Raw genomic sequence first — 14,403 nt, 5'->3', positions numbered from 1 at the left:
GACGCTGTGCGTCTCAGATGCCCAGCTTGGCCTCGCGCGCCGCGGCCACGGCCTCCTTGTCGCCCTCCAGCTCGACCCGGGCGGACTGCTGGCGGCCGGTGAGGAAGAGCGCCAGCTCGCCCGGTTCGCCGGTGACCGTGACGACCGGGGTGCCGCGGTGGGCCACCGCCGTACGGCCGTCCGGGCGGCGCAGCACCAGGCCGACGGGGGAGCGGCGGCCGAAGATCCGGGCGCCGCGCTCGATGCGGGACCACAGCGTGTCGGCGAAGACCGGGTCCAGCTCGCGCGGCGTCCAGTCCGGCCGGGCGCGGCGCACATCCTCGGCGTGGACGTAGAACTCGAAGCTGTTGGCCGCCTCGTCCACCTGCTTCAGCGCGAACGGCGACATCCGGGGCGGACCGGTGCGGAACAGCTGGAGCAGCTCCTCGTACGGCCGCGCCGCGAACTCCTCCTGCACCCGGGCCAGCCGCGCGGCCAGCGGCTTGACCAGCACCCCGGCGGCCGCGTCGGGGCGGCGCTCGCGGACCACCAGATGGGCCGCCAGATCGCGGGTGCTCCAGCCTTCGCACAGCGTCGGGGCCCCGGGGCCCGCGCCGTCCAAGAGGTCGGCGAGCAGCAGGCGTTCGCGCTTCGCGTGAGTGGACATACGTCCACCCTACGACCGGGAACCGCCCACTGCCACGAGGAACGCCGCCGCACACCCCGACGAAGCGTCTGCGCCGGGTCTGCGGGTCGGCTGCGCCCGCGCTGCGGGGTGGCCCGGACCGCGCTGCGGGTCGGCTGCGATCGCGCTGCGGGTCGGCTGCGCCTGCGCTGCGGGTCGGCCCGGACCGCACTACGGAGCGGCTATGCCTGCGCTGTGGGGTGGCTGCGCCTGCGCCTGCGCTGTGGGTCGGTCCGGACCGCGCTGCGGGTCGGTTGCGCCTGCGGGCGGCCCGGACCGGGCTGTGGGTCGGCTGCGTCCGCTGTGGGTCGGCTGCGCCTGCGCTGTGGGGTGGCCTGGACCGCGCTGCGGGTCGGCCTCGCCCGCTGTGGGGTGGCTGTGCCTGCGCTGTGGGGTGGCCTGGACCGCGCTGCGGGTCGGCCTCGCCCGCTGTGGGGTGGCTGTGCCCGCGCTGCGGGGCGGCCTCGCCCGCGGTGGGGTGGCTGTGCCTGCGCTGTGGGGTGGCCCGGACCGCGCTGCGGGTCGGCCTCGCCCGCTGTGGGGCGGCTGCGTCCGCTGTGGGCCGGCTGCGCCTGCGCTGTGGGGTGGCCCGGACCGCGCTGCGGGTCGGCCGCGCCCGCTGTGGGGTGGCTGTGCCTGCGCTGCGGGGCGGCCGCCGCGTGCAGGGGCTTCGCCCCTGGGCCCCCGGGGTCTGGGGCGGAGCCCCAGTTGTGGGAAGGGGCGGGGAGGGGAACAGCCCGCCGCAGGCGTCACGATCCGCCCGACCTACCCCGGCAGCGGCTTGCTCAGCTTCTTGCCGTCGCGCCCGCCACTCAGCGTGAGCGCGCAGGAGACCTGGTCCTCGCCCTGGACGGAGTACGTGCCCAGCGCGGGATACAGCGCGTAGTAGTAATACATCCGGCCGTCGTTGGGGATGCTCTTGAGCCGCTTCTTGGCATCCGTCGCGCACAGCGCGAGCGCCTTGGTCTGGATCGCCTTCTCGGTGGAGAAGTCGCCGCTCAGCGTCTCGTTGGCGATCACCTCGCCGTCATGCGGCCCGTGGCAGGACCGCTTCTCGACCTTGGTGACGCTGCTGTCCATCGCCGGGTGATCGAAGCACTGGCCGGGGTCGAGCACCACATACGGCACCTTGTCACCGGGCGCGCCGGACTCCGACGCGTCCGGGGCCGCCGAATCCGAGGCGCCCGGATCCCCGTCGGGGGCCTCGCTTCCGCCGCCCAGCGGCGCGCCCTCGCCGGGGTCCTCCGAGCCCGACGGGGCGGCGGACGACCCGGCGTCCGAGGGCGAGGAGAGGGGACGGTCCGAGGCCGAGGCCGAGGCCGAGGCCGAGACGGACGGGCCGGCGTCGGCCGACGTCTCCTTGCCGCCGTCGTCCTTCGTCCCGATGACGATCGCGCCGACGACCACCGCCACGGCCACCACCGCCGCGATGACGATCGCCGTGACCTTGGAGCCGCCGGTGCTGGGCGGCGGGGGAGGGGGCGGCAGCGCCCCCGGGGGTATGGACCCCGGCGGCAGCGCGCCCGGGGGCGGGCCGCCGGGCAGCAGGGCCGGAGGGGTGGGCGGGCCGAAACCGCCGCTCGGCTGCGCGGGCTGGTCCGTCGGGGGCGGCGGCCCGAAGCCCTGCTGCGGCTGCTGCGCCTGCGGGGGCTGCGCGGGTTGCTGCGGCTGCGCGGGCTGGGGCTGTGGTGGTTGCTGCTGCTGCGGCTGCGGCGGTGGACCGAACCCCCCGCCGTTTCCAGCCCGGTTGGGGTCGTTCGACGGCGGCGGAAACGTCATGTCCGAAGCATGCCCCATTCCACTGACAACCCGTCCATCGGGCCCGGCCTACCGGCCGGTTTCCCAGCCCGGTTCCCGGCCCGGTTTCCCAGCCCGGTTCCCGGCCCGGTTTCCCAGCCCGGTTCCCGGCCCGGTTTCCCAGCGCGGCTCCGGCCCGCCCCCGGTCCGGCGGAGATCATTCGCGGGGACCCCCCTCCGGACGTGCAGAATGGTCGCATGACCGGCTCCGACCGCCCCTCCGCCCTCGACCCGGCCCTCGCCGCCCGCCTCAAGCGCGGCGCCGACGGCCTGTTGCCCGCCATCGCCCAGCAGTACGACACCGGTGAGGTGCTGATGCTCGGCTGGATGGACGACGAGGCGCTGCACCGCACCCTCACCACCGGCCGCTGCACCTACTGGAGCCGCAGCCGCCAGGAGTACTGGGTCAAGGGCGACACCTCCGGCCATGTCCAGCTGGTCAAGTCCGTCGCGCTCGACTGCGACGCCGACACCGTCCTCGTCAAGGTCGACCAGGTCGGCGCCGCCTGCCACACCGGCGACCGCACCTGCTTCGACGCCGACGAGCTCCCGCTCGGCCCGCGGACCGACCAGTAGATCCGCCCGGTGGACCGGTCCGCGGACAGCCCAGTAGACCGGCCCGCAGACCACCCAGTAGACCGGTAGCCGGTCCGCGGACCGGCCGGTAGACGGGCCCGCAGACCGGCCACCACCCCAACCCAGCCCCAGCCCCCAGCCCCAGCACCCAGCCCCAGCCCCCGTGCCCCGCCGGGCTCCCCAGCCCCAGACCCAGGACGCTGTCACGATGGATCTCGAGACCTTCCGCAAGCTGGCGGCCGACCGCCGCGTCATCCCCGTCAGCCGCAAGCTGCTCGCGGACGGCGACACCCCCGTGGGCCTCTACCGCAAGCTGGCGGCCGAGCGCCCCGGCACCTTCCTCCTCGAATCCGCCGAGAACGGCCGCTCCTGGTCCCGCTACTCCTTCGTCGGCGTCCGCAGCGCCGCCACTCTCACCGAACGCGACGGCCGCACCCACTGGCTGGGCACCCCGCCGGTCGGCGTCCCCACCGACGGCGACCCCCTCCAGGCGCTGCGCGCCACCGTCGAGGCCCTGCACACCCCGCGTGACCTCGGGGGGCTGGTCCAGCTGCCGCCGTTCACCGGCGGGATGGTCGGCTACCTCGGCTACGACATCGTCCGCCGCCTGGAGAAGGTCGGTGAGCACGGCGGCGACGATCTGCGCCTGCCCGAGCTGACCATGCTGCTCACCTCGGACCTCGCGGTGCTGGACCACTGGGACGGCACCGTGCTGCTGATCGCCAACGCGATCAACCACAACGACCTCGACACGGGCGTGGACGAGGCGTACGCGGACGCCGTGGCCCGGCTCGACGCGATGGCCGCCGACCTGGTCCGCCCCGTGGCGACCGACCCCGCCGCGCTGCCCGACTCCGAGCTGCCCGAGTACACCGCGCTGTGGGGCGGCGAGGACTTCATGGCAGCGGTGGACGACATCAAGGAGCGCATCCGCGCGGGCGAGGCGTTCCAGGTCGTCCCCTCGCAGCGGTTCGAGACGCCGTGCTCGGCCAGCGCCCTCGACGTCTACCGGGTGCTGCGGGCCACCAACCCGAGCCCCTATATGTACCTCTTCCGGTTCGAGGGCTTCGATGTGGTGGGCTCCAGCCCGGAGGCCCTGGTCAAGGTCGAGGACGGCCGGGCGATGCTGCACCCCATCGCCGGCACCCGCCACCGGGGGGCCACCCCGCAGGAGGACGCCGCGCTCGCCGAGGAGCTGCTCGCCGACCCCAAGGAGCGGGCCGAGCACCTGATGCTCGTCGACCTCGGGCGCAATGACCTCGGGCGGGTCTGCGAGCCGGGCAGCGTGGAGGTCGTCGACTTCATGTCGATCGAGCGCTACAGCCATGTCATGCACATCGTCTCGACCGTCACCGGCAGCCTCGCCGAGGGGCGTACGGCCTTCGACGTGCTCACCGCCTGCTTCCCCGCGGGCACCCTCTCCGGCGCCCCCAAGCCGCGGGCGCTGCAGATCATCGAGGAGCTGGAGCCGAGCCGCCGCGGGCTGTACGGCGGCTGCGTCGGCTACCTCGACTTCGCGGGCGACTCCGACACCGCGATCGCCATCCGCACCGCGCTGCTGCGCGAGGGCACGGCGTACGTCCAGGCGGGCGCCGGGATCGTCGCCGACTCCGATCCGGTGGCAGAGGACGCGGAGTGCCGCAACAAGGCGGCGGCGGTGCTGCGGGCGGTGCACGCGGCGGGCCGCCTGGGGCGGTAGCGCCGGGTGGCCGGTGGTTCCCCGGGGGTGGTGGTTCCCGGTGGCCGGTGGTTCCCCGGGGGTGGTGGTTCCCGGTGGCCGGTGGTTCCCCGGGGGTGGTGGTTCCCGGTGGCCGGTGGTTCCCCGGGGGTGGTGGTTCCCGGTGGCCGGTGGTTCCCCGGGGGTGGTGGTTCCCGGTGGCCGGTGGTTCCCCGGGGGTGGTGGTTCCCGGTGGCCGGTGGTTCCCCGGGGGTGGTGGTTCCCGGTGGCCGGTGGTTCCCCGGGGGTGGTGGTTCCCGGTGGCCGGTGGTTCCCCGGGGGTGGTGGTTCCCGGTGGCCGGTGGTTCCCCGGGGGTGGTGGTTCCCGGTGGCCGGTGGTTCCCCGGGGGTGGTGGTTCCCGGTGGCCGGTGGTTCCCCGGGGGTGGTGGTTCCCGGTGGCCGGTGGTTCCCCGGGGGTGGTGGTTCCCGGTGGCCGGTGGTTCCCCGGGGGTGGTGGTTCCCGGTGGCCGGTGGTTCCCCAGGGGTGGTGGTTCCCGGTGGCCGGTGGTTCCCCAGGGCGGTGGTTTCCCAATGGCCGGTGGCTGTCAGGGCGGTGCGTTCCCGGTGGCCGGTGGCTCCCGGTAGGTCCCATATCCCCCACCCGGGAACGATCCCGTACCCGGGTGGGGGATAGTGGTAGGCGTGACTGCAGCAGCCGTACCCCAGCCCAGGGCCGAGCACGAGCCCTCCGCCCCCGCCGCGCGCGGCCGCCGAAGCAGCCTTGCCATCGCCCTGCTCGCCGGTGCGCTCGGCGCCGCCCTCGTCCTGCTGGCCACCAGCCGCAAGTGGGCCGAGGGCACGGCCTCCGTCGCCCAGGGATCCCTCCCGCAGAGCGCCAACGGCGATGACATCACCGGACTCCCCGGCGCCCTCGCGGTCGTCGGCCTCGCCGCGCTGGTCGCGGTTTTCGCCGTGCGCCGCCTCGGCCGTGCCGTGGTCGCGGCGCTGCTGGCCCTCAGCGGCGCGGGCATCGTGATCAGTTCGGCCCTCGGCGCGTCCGACAAGGCGGCGCTGGAGGAGAAGGCGTCCAAGGTGAGCGGGTTGACCCACAGCCCCATCCACGACGTGGCGTACACCCCCTGGCCGTGGGTCGCCGCGGCGGGTGGGGTGCTGCTGCTGCTCGCGGGCGTGCTCGCCCTGGGCTACGGGCGTCACTGGCCCGCGATGTCCGGCCGGTACGAGCGCGCGGGCACTGTGGGCACTGCGGGCACTGCGGGCCGGGGCCGCACCCGGCGCGGCGCCGCCGCCTCCGACCCGGACCGCCCCGAGGAGCTGTGGCAGGCCCTGGACCGCGGCGAGGACCCGACGGAGGCCCCGGCGGCCTCGGCGCGGGAGGAAGCCGAGCGCGGCGCCTAGGCGCCTGCGGCGGGCTGCTCCCCTCCCCGCCCCTTCCCGAAACTGGGGCTCCGCCCCAGACCCCCGACCCGGGGCTCCGCCCCAGACCCCGGACCCGGGGCTCCGCCCCTGACTCCGGGCCGGGGCTGTGCCCGATACCTCGGATCGGGGCTGTGCCCCAGCTCCCGGGTCGGAGCCACGCCCCTGACCCCGGGCCGGGGCTGTGCCCGATACCTCGGATCCGGGCTGTGCCCCAGCCCCCGGGCCGGAGCCACGGCCCTGACCTCGGGTCGAGGCTGTGCCGCAGCCCCGGGCCGGGGCGGTGCCCCAGCTCCCGGGTCGGAGCCACGTCCCTGACCTCGGGTCGAGGCTGTGCCTCAGCCCCGGGCCGGGGCTGTGCCCCAGCTCCCGGGTCGGAGCCACGTCCCTGACCTCGGCTCGGGGCTGTGCCTCAGCCCCCGGGCCGGGGCTCCGCCCCAGATGCCCCGGACCGGGCTGTGCCCCTGACCCCGGGCCGGGGCTGTGCCCCAGCTCCCGGGTCGGAGCCACGCCCCAAACCCCGGACCGGGGCTCCGCCCCAGGTACCCCGGACCGGGGCTCCGCCCCAAACCCCCGGAGGGCCAGGGGCGAAGCCCCTGCCACGCGGTGGAGCCGCATATCGCGTATCTCCCGCCCGCCGTCCCGCCTCGCGCCATAAGGTCCCACCCCCGCTCAAGGGCGTTTCGCGCGTCGGGGACAATGGCGGGGGAGCGTTCGCCCCCGAGCGCCCGGACCAGGCGCGTACAGATACGAGGAGAATTCATGGCGGGTCACGACCACGGACACACCCCGGCCGCCTGGACCGGTGTCACCATCGCCTTCATCGGCTTCTGCGTAGCCGGCGCGTTCACCGTGGCGGCCAACCCGCTCGGCTTCTGGGCGGGCGTGGTGATCATCGCCCTCGGCGGTGTCGTCGGCGCGGCGATGCGCGCGGCCGGGCTGGGCATGCCCAAGACGCAGCACCCGCCGCAGCCGAAGCCGCAGCCCACGGCACAGTCGCAGGCGCAGGCGCAGGCGCAGACCCAGCAGTGAGTCCCGGCGCGGCCCGGGGCCGCGCCCGCCTCCGCCGCACGCGGCACTGAGCCGTACGCGGCACTGAGCCGTACGCGGCACTGAGCCGCACGCGGCACTGAGCCGTACGGAGGCCGGTGCACCGGCCCTGAGCCGCGCCTTCGTGGATCCCCGGGCAGACTCGGCGGTGTGACCGAACCACCGCCGACCGCCCTCGCCCCCCTGGTGCGGCGTCTGGCCGCCCCGTTCGGGGTGCTCGCGGGCGTCCTCGCCGCCTTCGGCTACGTGGGCGCCGTGGACCCCCGGGAGCCCGGCCACTACCCCGTCTGCCCGCTGCTGCGGCTCACCGGGCTGTACTGCCCCGGCTGCGGCGGGCTGCGTGGCGCCCATGCCCTGGCCCACGGCGATCTGGTGACCGCGCTGCGTGACAACGCCCTGGCCGTCGGCTGTTACGCGGCCTTCGCCGTCTGCTGGGCGGTGTGGTGCGTACGCGGACGCTTCCCGGCGCCGCGGCCGTGGCACGCGGGGGCGCTCGGCGTGGTGGCCCTGGTCTTCACCATCGTCCGGAATTTCCCGTTCGGGGGACTACTGGTGCCCTGACCGCTGTTGTGTATGTGCATGTGGTGGGCGCCCGCGTCAACCGGATGCGAGACCTCGGCCTACCGGCGGCTACCATCGCAGTGCCAGGTGACGCGGTGGACCGCCGCACCCGGTACAGATCAGAAGCTTCATCCCCGTCACGGAAGGGGGCCGCTCGGTGAGTGTGCTCGACGAGATCATCGACGGAGTCCGTGCCGACCTCGCGGAGCGGCAGGCGCGCGTCGCCCTCGACGAGCTCAAGGAGCGGGCGGCCAAGGCCCAGCCGGCGAAGGACGGTGTCGCGGCGCTCAAGGGCGACAGCGTCAAGGTGATCTGTGAGGTCAAGCGGTCCAGCCCCTCCAAGGGCGCGCTCGCCGCCATCGCCGACCCCGCCGGGCTCGCCGCGGACTACGAGGCGGGCGGCGCGGCCGTGATCAGCGTGCTGACCGAACAGCGGCGCTTCGGCGGATCGCTGGCCGACCTGGAAGCCGTAAGGGCGAAGGTCGACATTCCGGTGCTCCGTAAGGACTTCATCGTCACCTCGTACCAGCTGTGGGAGGCGCGGGCGCACGGCGCCGACGTCATCCTGCTGATCGTCGCCGCGCTGGAGCAGCAGGCGCTGGTCTCGCTCATCGAGCGGGCCGAGTCGATCGGGCTGACGCCCCTGGTCGAGGTGCACGACGAGGAGGAGACCGCCCGGGCGGTCGACGCCGGGGCCCGGGTGATCGGCGTCAACGCGCGCGACCTCAAGACCCTCCAGGTGGACCGCTCGAACTTCGCCCGGATCGCCCCGGAGATCCCGGACCACATCGTCAAGATCGCGGAGTCCGGGGTGCGCGGCCCGCACGACCTGATCGCCTACGCCAACGACGGCGCGGACGCGGTGCTGGTCGGCGAGTCCCTGGTGACCGGGCGCGACCCCAAGGCCGCGGTGGCCGATCTGGTGGCGGCGGGTGCCCATCCGGCGCTGCGTCACGGCCGGGACTGACGACGGGGCGGGATCGGCGGACCATGGAGACGTACGCGCGCCTGGCACGGGGCTGTCGGCCCCGGGGCTGCCGCGCGCCCGCGCGGCGGGTGCGGGGGCGGCGCGTGCGCTACCACATCGGATGCGAGCCGGGGCAGATCAACGGGCGGCGATGGCGCCGGGCGGCGGCGCGCTGAGCGCACGCCGCACGCTTGCCCATCCATCCCACCCGTCGCGGGGCGATGCCCCGATCGAGGAGTACGTCGCATGTCCTCTGATTTCTTCATCCCTGACCCGGAGGGCCAGGTGCCCAGCGCCGAGGGGTATTTCGGCGCCTTCGGCGGCAAGTTCATCCCCGAGGCGCTCGTCGCCGCGGTGGACGAGGTCGCCGCCGAGTACGAGAAGGCCAAGGCGGACCCCGCCTTCGCGGCCGAGCTCGAGGATCTGCTGGTCAACTACACCGGCCGGCCCAGCGCGCTGACCGAGGTGCCCCGGTTCGCCGAGCACGCCGGGGGCGCCCGGGTCTTCCTCAAGCGGGAGGACCTCAACCACACCGGCTCCCACAAGATCAACAACGTGCTGGGGCAGGCCCTGCTCACCCGGCGGATGGGCAAGTCCCGCGTCATCGCCGAGACCGGCGCCGGTCAGCACGGGGTGGCCACGGCCACCGCGTGTGCGCTGTTCGGGCTCGAGTGCACCATCTACATGGGCGAGATCGACACCCAGCGGCAGGCGCTCAACGTGGCGCGGATGCGGATGCTGGGCGCCGAGGTCATCGCGGTGAAGTCCGGCAGCCGCACCCTCAAGGACGCCATCAACGAGGCGTTCCGGGACTGGGTCGCCAATGTGGACCGCACCCACTACCTCTTCGGCACCGTGGCGGGACCCCACCCCTTCCCGGCGCTGGTGCGCGACTTCCACCGGGTGATCGGCGTGGAGGCGCGGCGGCAGATCCTGGAGCGGACCGGGCGGCTGCCGGACGCGGTCGCGGCCTGCGTGGGCGGCGGATCCAACGCGATCGGGTTGTTCCACGCCTTCCTGCCGGACGAGAGCGTGCGGATCGTCGGCTTCGAGCCCGCCGGGCACGGCGTGGCCACCGGGGAGCACGCGGCCACGCTGAGCCAGGGCGAGCCCGGGATCCTGCACGGCTCCCGGTCCTACGTCCTCCAGGACGAGGACGGCCAGATCACCGAGCCGTACTCGATCTCGGCCGGTCTCGACTACCCCGGCGTCGGCCCTGAGCACGCGTATCTGAAGGACATCGGCCGCGCCGAGTACCGGGCGGTCACCGACGACGAGGCCATGCGGGCGCTGCGGCTGCTGTCGGAGACCGAGGGCATCATCCCGGCGATCGAGAGCGCCCACGCGCTCGCGGGCGCCCTGGACCTCGGCCGGGAGCTGGGGAGCGAGGGCCTGGTGCTGGTCAACCTCTCCGGGCGCGGCGACAAGGACATGGACACGGCGGCTCGGTACTTCGGGCTCTACGACCAGCGACGTGACGAGGGGGCGAAGTGATGGCCGGGAACCTGGAGTTGCTGGGATCCGTCCTGGCGGGCGCCAAGGACGAGGGGCGCGCCGCGCTCGTCGGCTATCTGCCCGCCGGATTCCCCACCATCGACGGCGCGGTGGACGCGATGACCGCCATGATCGAGGGGGGCTGCGACATCGTCGAGGTCGGGCTGCCGCACAGCGATCCGGTGCTCGACGGGCCGGTGATCCAGACCGCCGACGACATCGCGCTGCGGGGCGGGGTCCGGATCCGCGATGTGATCCGCACGGTGGGGGAGGTGCACGCCCGCACCGGCGCCCCGATCCTGTGCATGACGTACTGGAACCCCGTGGACCGGTACGGCGTCGAGCGGTTCGCCGCCCATCTCGCCGAGGCGGGCGGCGCGGGCTGCATCCTGCCCGATCTGCCGGTGGAGGAGTCGGAGATCTGGCGGAAGGCCGCCGAGCAGCACGGTCTGGCGACCGTGTTCGTGGTCGCGCCCAGCAGCCGTGACGAGCGGCTGGCGAAGATCACGGCGGCGGGCAGCGGTTTCGTCTACGCGGCGTCCCTGATGGGTGTCACCGGAACGAGGGAATCGGTGGGCCAGGAGGCCCGCGCGCTGGTGGAGCGCACCCGCGCCACCACCTCGCTCCCGGTGTGCGTGGGCCTCGGTGTCTCCAACGCCACCCAGGCGGCGGAGGTCGCGGCGTTCGCCGACGGGGTCATCGTGGGCTCGGCCTTCGTCAAGCGGCTGCTGGACGCGGAGGGCGACTCCGAGGCTGGTCTGGCGGGGCTGCGGGAGCTCGCGGGTGAGCTGGCGGAGGGGGTTCGCACCGCGCGTTAGGGAGTGTCCGGCGGAGGGTGGTGCGCGTACGCCTGCGGCGGGCGGCTCCCCTCCCCGCCCCTTCCCACAACTGGGGCTCCGCCCCAGACCCCGCTCCTCAATCTCCCCCAGCTATCGCTGGGAGGTGCCCCCTGGAGGGGCTGGGAAGCGGGGCTCTGTCCCTAGGTCCCGCTCCTCAATCTCCCCCAGCTACCGCTGGGAGGTGCCCCCTGGAGGGGCTGGAGGGCGGAGGCTCCCGCCGCAGACCCCGGGGTCCAGGGGCGGAACCCCTGCCACGCGGCGGAGCCGCATATCGGTGCTGCGGGAAGGGGCGGGGAGGGGGAAGTACCGATATGCGGCTCCGCCGCGTGGTCCCCCGGTCACCCGTCAGAGGGTCGCTCGTTCGAGGGAAGAACGGGGCGGAGGAGCTCGGCGGTGCTCCTCCGCCTCGTTAGGCGAGGGCGTGAGCCAGAGAAACCGTGAGGGAAAGCGCGGCGCCCGAGAGCGCCTGCGGGAACAGCGTGAGCGGGAGCGGGCGCGCGCGAAGCGTAAGCGGACGCTGGGCGTCCTGGGGGCGGTGGTGGCCGTCCTCGGCGCGGCGGTGGGCGTGGGCATGGTCGCGTCCAGGACCGACGACGACTCGGGGAAGTCGAGCGGCGCCCTGGTGCCGCCGCGCGGAGCCGTCGGCAAGGGGCGCCTGGTGATCCCCTCGGGGAGGTCGGAGAAGTCCGCGCAGGAAGGGAAGGCGGGGAGGGCGGGGAAGGCGGGCCCGGTGACCCTGACGGTCTACGAGGACTTCCGTTGCCCGGGCTGCAAGCAGTTCGAGGACGTCTTCCGCAAGACCGTCCACGAGCTGCAGGACACCGGCCGGATGCGGGTCGAGTACCACCTGGTGACGATCATCGACGGAAACCTCGGCGGCACCGGTTCGCTCCGCGCCGCGAACGCGGCGGCCTGTGCCCAGGACAAGGGCCCCGCGAAGTTCCGGGCGTACCACGATGTGCTCTACCGCCACCAGTCCCAGGAGACCCGGGACACCTACGCCGACAACGGCAGGCTGATCAAGCTCGCGGACCAGGTCCCCGGGCTGGTCACGCCCGCCTTCCGGAAGTGCGTCGAGGACGGCCGGCACGACGCCTGGGTGCGCAAGTCCAACGATGTCTTCGCCCACTCCGGCTACGGCTCCACGCCGACCGTGCTGCTGGGCGGAAAGTCGATCTACGGCGATCCCAAGAAGCCGCTGAGCCCCAACAAGCTCAAGCGCATGGTCCTCGCGGCGGCCCGCGGCTGATCCTTGTTACGCAGCCGTTGCCGGGTGGGTTGCCGCATCGCCCGCCCGGCACGGTAGCGTCGGTCCTGTCATGGACCTCCTCGCTTATATTCCCAGCCCGTCGTCCGGCGTGATCTATCTCGGTCCGGTCCCGCTGCGCGGCTATGCGTTCTGCATCATCATCGGCGTCTTCGTCGCGGTCTGGTACGGCGGGCGGCGCTGGGTCGCCCGTGGCGGCCGGGTCGGCACCGTCGCCGACATCGCCGTCTGGGCGGTGCCCTTCGGCCTGGTCGGCGGCCGCCTCTACCACGTCATCACCGACTACGAGCTGTACTTCACCGACGGCCGTGACTGGGTGGACGCCTTCAAGATCTGGCAGGGCGGCCTGGGGATCTGGGGAGCCATCGCGCTGGGCGCGCTCGGCGCCTGGATCGGCTGCCGCCGCCGGGGGATCCCGCTCCCGGCGTACGCGGACGCCATCGCCCCCGGGATCGCCTTCGCCCAGGCCATCGGGCGCTGGGGCAACTGGTTCAACCAGGAGCTGTACGGCAAGGCCACCACGCTGCCCTGGGCGCTGAAGATCGACGGCGACGCCGACGCGGGCCGGGTGGCCGGCACGTACCACCCGACCTTCCTGTACGAGTCGCTGTGGTGCGTCGGTGTGGCGCTGCTGGTGATCTGGGCGGACCGCCGCTTCACGCTGGGGCACGGCCGGGCGTTCGCGCTCTACGTCGCGGCGTACACCGTAGGCCGCTTCTGGATCGAGTACCTCCGGGTGGACGACGCCCACCATGTGCTGGGGCTGCGGCTCAACAACTGGACGGCCGTGGTGGTCTTCCTGGCCGCGGTGGCCTATCTGGTGATCTCCGCGAAGCGGGCCCCCGGCCGCGAGGAGGTCGTGGAGCCCGCCGCGGTCGAGGACGGCGCGGCCGAGGGCGGCGCCGGAGCGGCCCCGGCCACCGAGACGGGCGGCGACGCCCCGGCCAAGAGCGGCGACGCTCAGGCCAAGAGCGGTGGCGAGGGCGAGGCCGGTGCGGTGGCCGCCGAGGCGGAGCCCACCAAGAACCCCTGACGCGCGCCGACGCGCGTCCATCGGGCCGCCGAACCCCTCGGGGTTCGGCGGCCCTTCTGCGTTTGCGCAGGTCAGCGAGGTAAGTTCGGCCTTCCTTGCTGGCGGAGCGGGGGAATTCGTGCGTACCTTCGAACTGTTGGGGTGAGGGCCGCATCGCCACACCCTTCTCGAAGGGAGCACATCTTCATATGTCCGTCATCGACAGTGCCGAGTCACCGCACATCGCCCACCGCGACAACCACACCCACCGTGATGTGAACGGCGGCTGGCTGCGCCCCGCCGTCTTCGGGGCCATGGACGGACTGGTCTCCAACCTCGCGCTGATGACCGGCGTGGCCGGTGGCGCCGTGGACCGGCAGACCATCGTGATCACCGGTCTGGCGGGCCTCGCGGCCGGTGCCTTCTCCATGGCCGCCGGTGAGTACACCTCCGTCGCCTCCCAGCGCGATCTGGTCCAGGCCGAGCTGGAGGTGGAGCGGCACGAACTGCGCAAGCACCCGGTGGACGAGCTGGAGGAGCTGGCCGCGCTCTACGAGTCGCGCGGGGTGGAGCCGGCCCTGGCCCGTGAGGTGGCCGAGCAGCTCTCCCGCGACCCCGAGCAGGCGCTGGAGATCCACGCCCGCGAGGAGCTGGGCGTGGATCCGGACGATCTGCCGTCGCCGCTGGTCGCGGCGGTGTCCTCGTTCGGCTCCTTCGCGCTGGGCGCGCTGCTGCCGGTGCTGCCGTATCTGCTGGGCGCCACGGCGCTGTGGCCGGCCCTGGTGCTGGCGCTGATCGGGCTGTTCGGGTGCGGTGCGGTGGTGGCCCGGGTGACCGCGCGGAGCTGGTGGTACAGCGGGCTGCGGCAGCTGGCGCTGGGCGGCGCGGCGGCGGGTGTGACCTATGCCCTGGGCACCTTCTTCGGAACGGCCGTAGGATGACCGTCATACGGCGAGCCGCGATCATCGCGCCGTTACTCCTCGGTTTCGATCCTTTTACGGGCGGGCATAAGCCCGAAGCGCTTGGGCAGTGTCGCCCGATCCGCGCGATGGCGACGCCGGTCGCCCAACCCCCAATGCCCGTA

Annotated in this window: 14 protein-coding genes; 12 read left to right on the top strand and 2 right to left on the bottom strand. The window is 73.9% G+C overall.

The genetic code is table 11. The features are described 5' to 3' along the window. Nucleotides 1–13: 13 nt before the first annotated feature. Together IEJ02_RS31020 and IEJ02_RS31015 are read right to left on the bottom strand one after the other, a co-directional pair. Nucleotides 14–646: a TIGR03085 family metal-binding protein gene (locus IEJ02_RS31020; protein WP_191067858.1), complete on the bottom strand. Its 633-nt coding sequence runs from the start codon at nt 644–646 to the stop codon at nt 14–16. Between the two features lie 783 nt (nt 647–1,429). Beyond that, a complete protein-coding gene (locus tag IEJ02_RS31015) occupies nt 1,430–2,443 on the bottom strand; it encodes a hypothetical protein (RefSeq protein WP_191067857.1) in 1,014 nt (337 codons plus the stop codon). Between the two features lie 216 nt (nt 2,444–2,659). On the opposite strand from IEJ02_RS31015, the gene hisI reads away from it, so the two are divergent. The 12 genes from hisI to IEJ02_RS30960 all read left to right on the top strand — a co-directional run bounded on the left by hisI (nt 2,660) and on the right by IEJ02_RS30960 (nt 14,260). Further along, on the top strand, nt 2,660–3,037 hold the full coding sequence (gene hisI, locus IEJ02_RS31010; protein ID WP_191067856.1) for a phosphoribosyl-AMP cyclohydrolase: 378 nt from the start codon (nt 2,660–2,662) through the stop codon (nt 3,035–3,037). 163 nt (nt 3,038–3,200) lie between these two features. Then, a complete protein-coding gene (locus IEJ02_RS31005) occupies nt 3,201–4,736 on the top strand; it encodes an anthranilate synthase component I (RefSeq protein ID WP_275562690.1) in 1,536 nt (511 codons plus the stop codon). Between the two features lie 661 nt (nt 4,737–5,397). Further along, nucleotides 5,398–6,111, top strand: a complete 714-nt coding sequence (locus IEJ02_RS31000; RefSeq protein WP_191067854.1) for a TIGR02234 family membrane protein — start codon at nt 5,398–5,400, stop codon at nt 6,109–6,111. Nucleotides 6,112–6,891: 780 nt separating this feature from the next. Beyond that, the gene (locus tag IEJ02_RS30995; RefSeq protein ID WP_191067853.1) at nt 6,892–7,161 is read left to right on the top strand and encodes an HGxxPAAW family protein; all 270 of its coding nucleotides are present in this window, start codon (nt 6,892–6,894) and stop codon (nt 7,159–7,161) included. 168 nt (nt 7,162–7,329) lie between these two features. Beyond that, nucleotides 7,330–7,740 (top strand): DUF2752 domain-containing protein, encoded by a 411-nt coding sequence (locus IEJ02_RS30990; RefSeq protein ID WP_191067852.1) that lies wholly within the window; start codon nt 7,330–7,332, stop codon nt 7,738–7,740. Nucleotides 7,741–7,897: 157 nt separating this feature from the next. Then, on the top strand, nt 7,898–8,707 hold the full coding sequence (gene trpC, locus IEJ02_RS30985; protein ID WP_137977522.1) for an indole-3-glycerol phosphate synthase TrpC: 810 nt from the start codon (nt 7,898–7,900) through the stop codon (nt 8,705–8,707). A gap of 23 nt (nt 8,708–8,730) precedes the next feature. Next, nucleotides 8,731–8,883 (top strand): tryptophan biosynthesis modulator TrpM, encoded by a 153-nt coding sequence (trpM, locus tag IEJ02_RS50895; protein WP_369075658.1) that lies wholly within the window; start codon nt 8,731–8,733, stop codon nt 8,881–8,883. Nucleotides 8,884–8,953: 70 nt separating this feature from the next. Next, nucleotides 8,954–10,201 (top strand): tryptophan synthase subunit beta, encoded by a 1,248-nt coding sequence (gene trpB, locus IEJ02_RS30980; RefSeq protein ID WP_191067851.1) that lies wholly within the window; start codon nt 8,954–8,956, stop codon nt 10,199–10,201. After that, nucleotides 10,201–11,019 carry a tryptophan synthase subunit alpha gene (gene trpA, locus IEJ02_RS30975; protein WP_191067850.1) on the top strand — a complete coding sequence of 273 codons (819 nt, stop codon included), beginning with the start codon at nt 10,201–10,203 and terminating at the stop codon, nt 11,017–11,019. Before trpB ends, trpA begins: the two co-directional genes overlap by 1 nt. Before the next feature lie 442 nt (nt 11,020–11,461). Beyond that, nucleotides 11,462–12,289, top strand: a complete 828-nt coding sequence (locus IEJ02_RS30970) for a DsbA family protein (RefSeq protein ID WP_191067849.1) — start codon at nt 11,462–11,464, stop codon at nt 12,287–12,289. A gap of 70 nt (nt 12,290–12,359) precedes the next feature. Then, nucleotides 12,360–13,340, top strand: a complete 981-nt coding sequence (gene lgt / locus IEJ02_RS30965) for a prolipoprotein diacylglyceryl transferase (RefSeq protein ID WP_191067848.1) — start codon at nt 12,360–12,362, stop codon at nt 13,338–13,340. A 188-nt stretch (nt 13,341–13,528) separates the two neighbouring features. Then, nucleotides 13,529–14,260 carry a VIT1/CCC1 transporter family protein gene (locus tag IEJ02_RS30960; RefSeq protein WP_191067847.1) on the top strand — a complete coding sequence of 244 codons (732 nt, stop codon included), beginning with the start codon at nt 13,529–13,531 and terminating at the stop codon, nt 14,258–14,260. The last annotated feature ends 143 nt before the right edge of the window (nt 14,261–14,403 follow it).

The sequence above is a fragment of the Streptomyces sp. 5-10 genome, assembly GCF_014712245.1.
GTDB lineage: Bacteria > Actinomycetota > Actinomycetes > Streptomycetales > Streptomycetaceae > Streptomyces > Streptomyces violaceusniger.
Note: the sequence above shows the minus strand (reverse complement) of the source record. Positions and strands in the feature narration are given on the sequence as shown.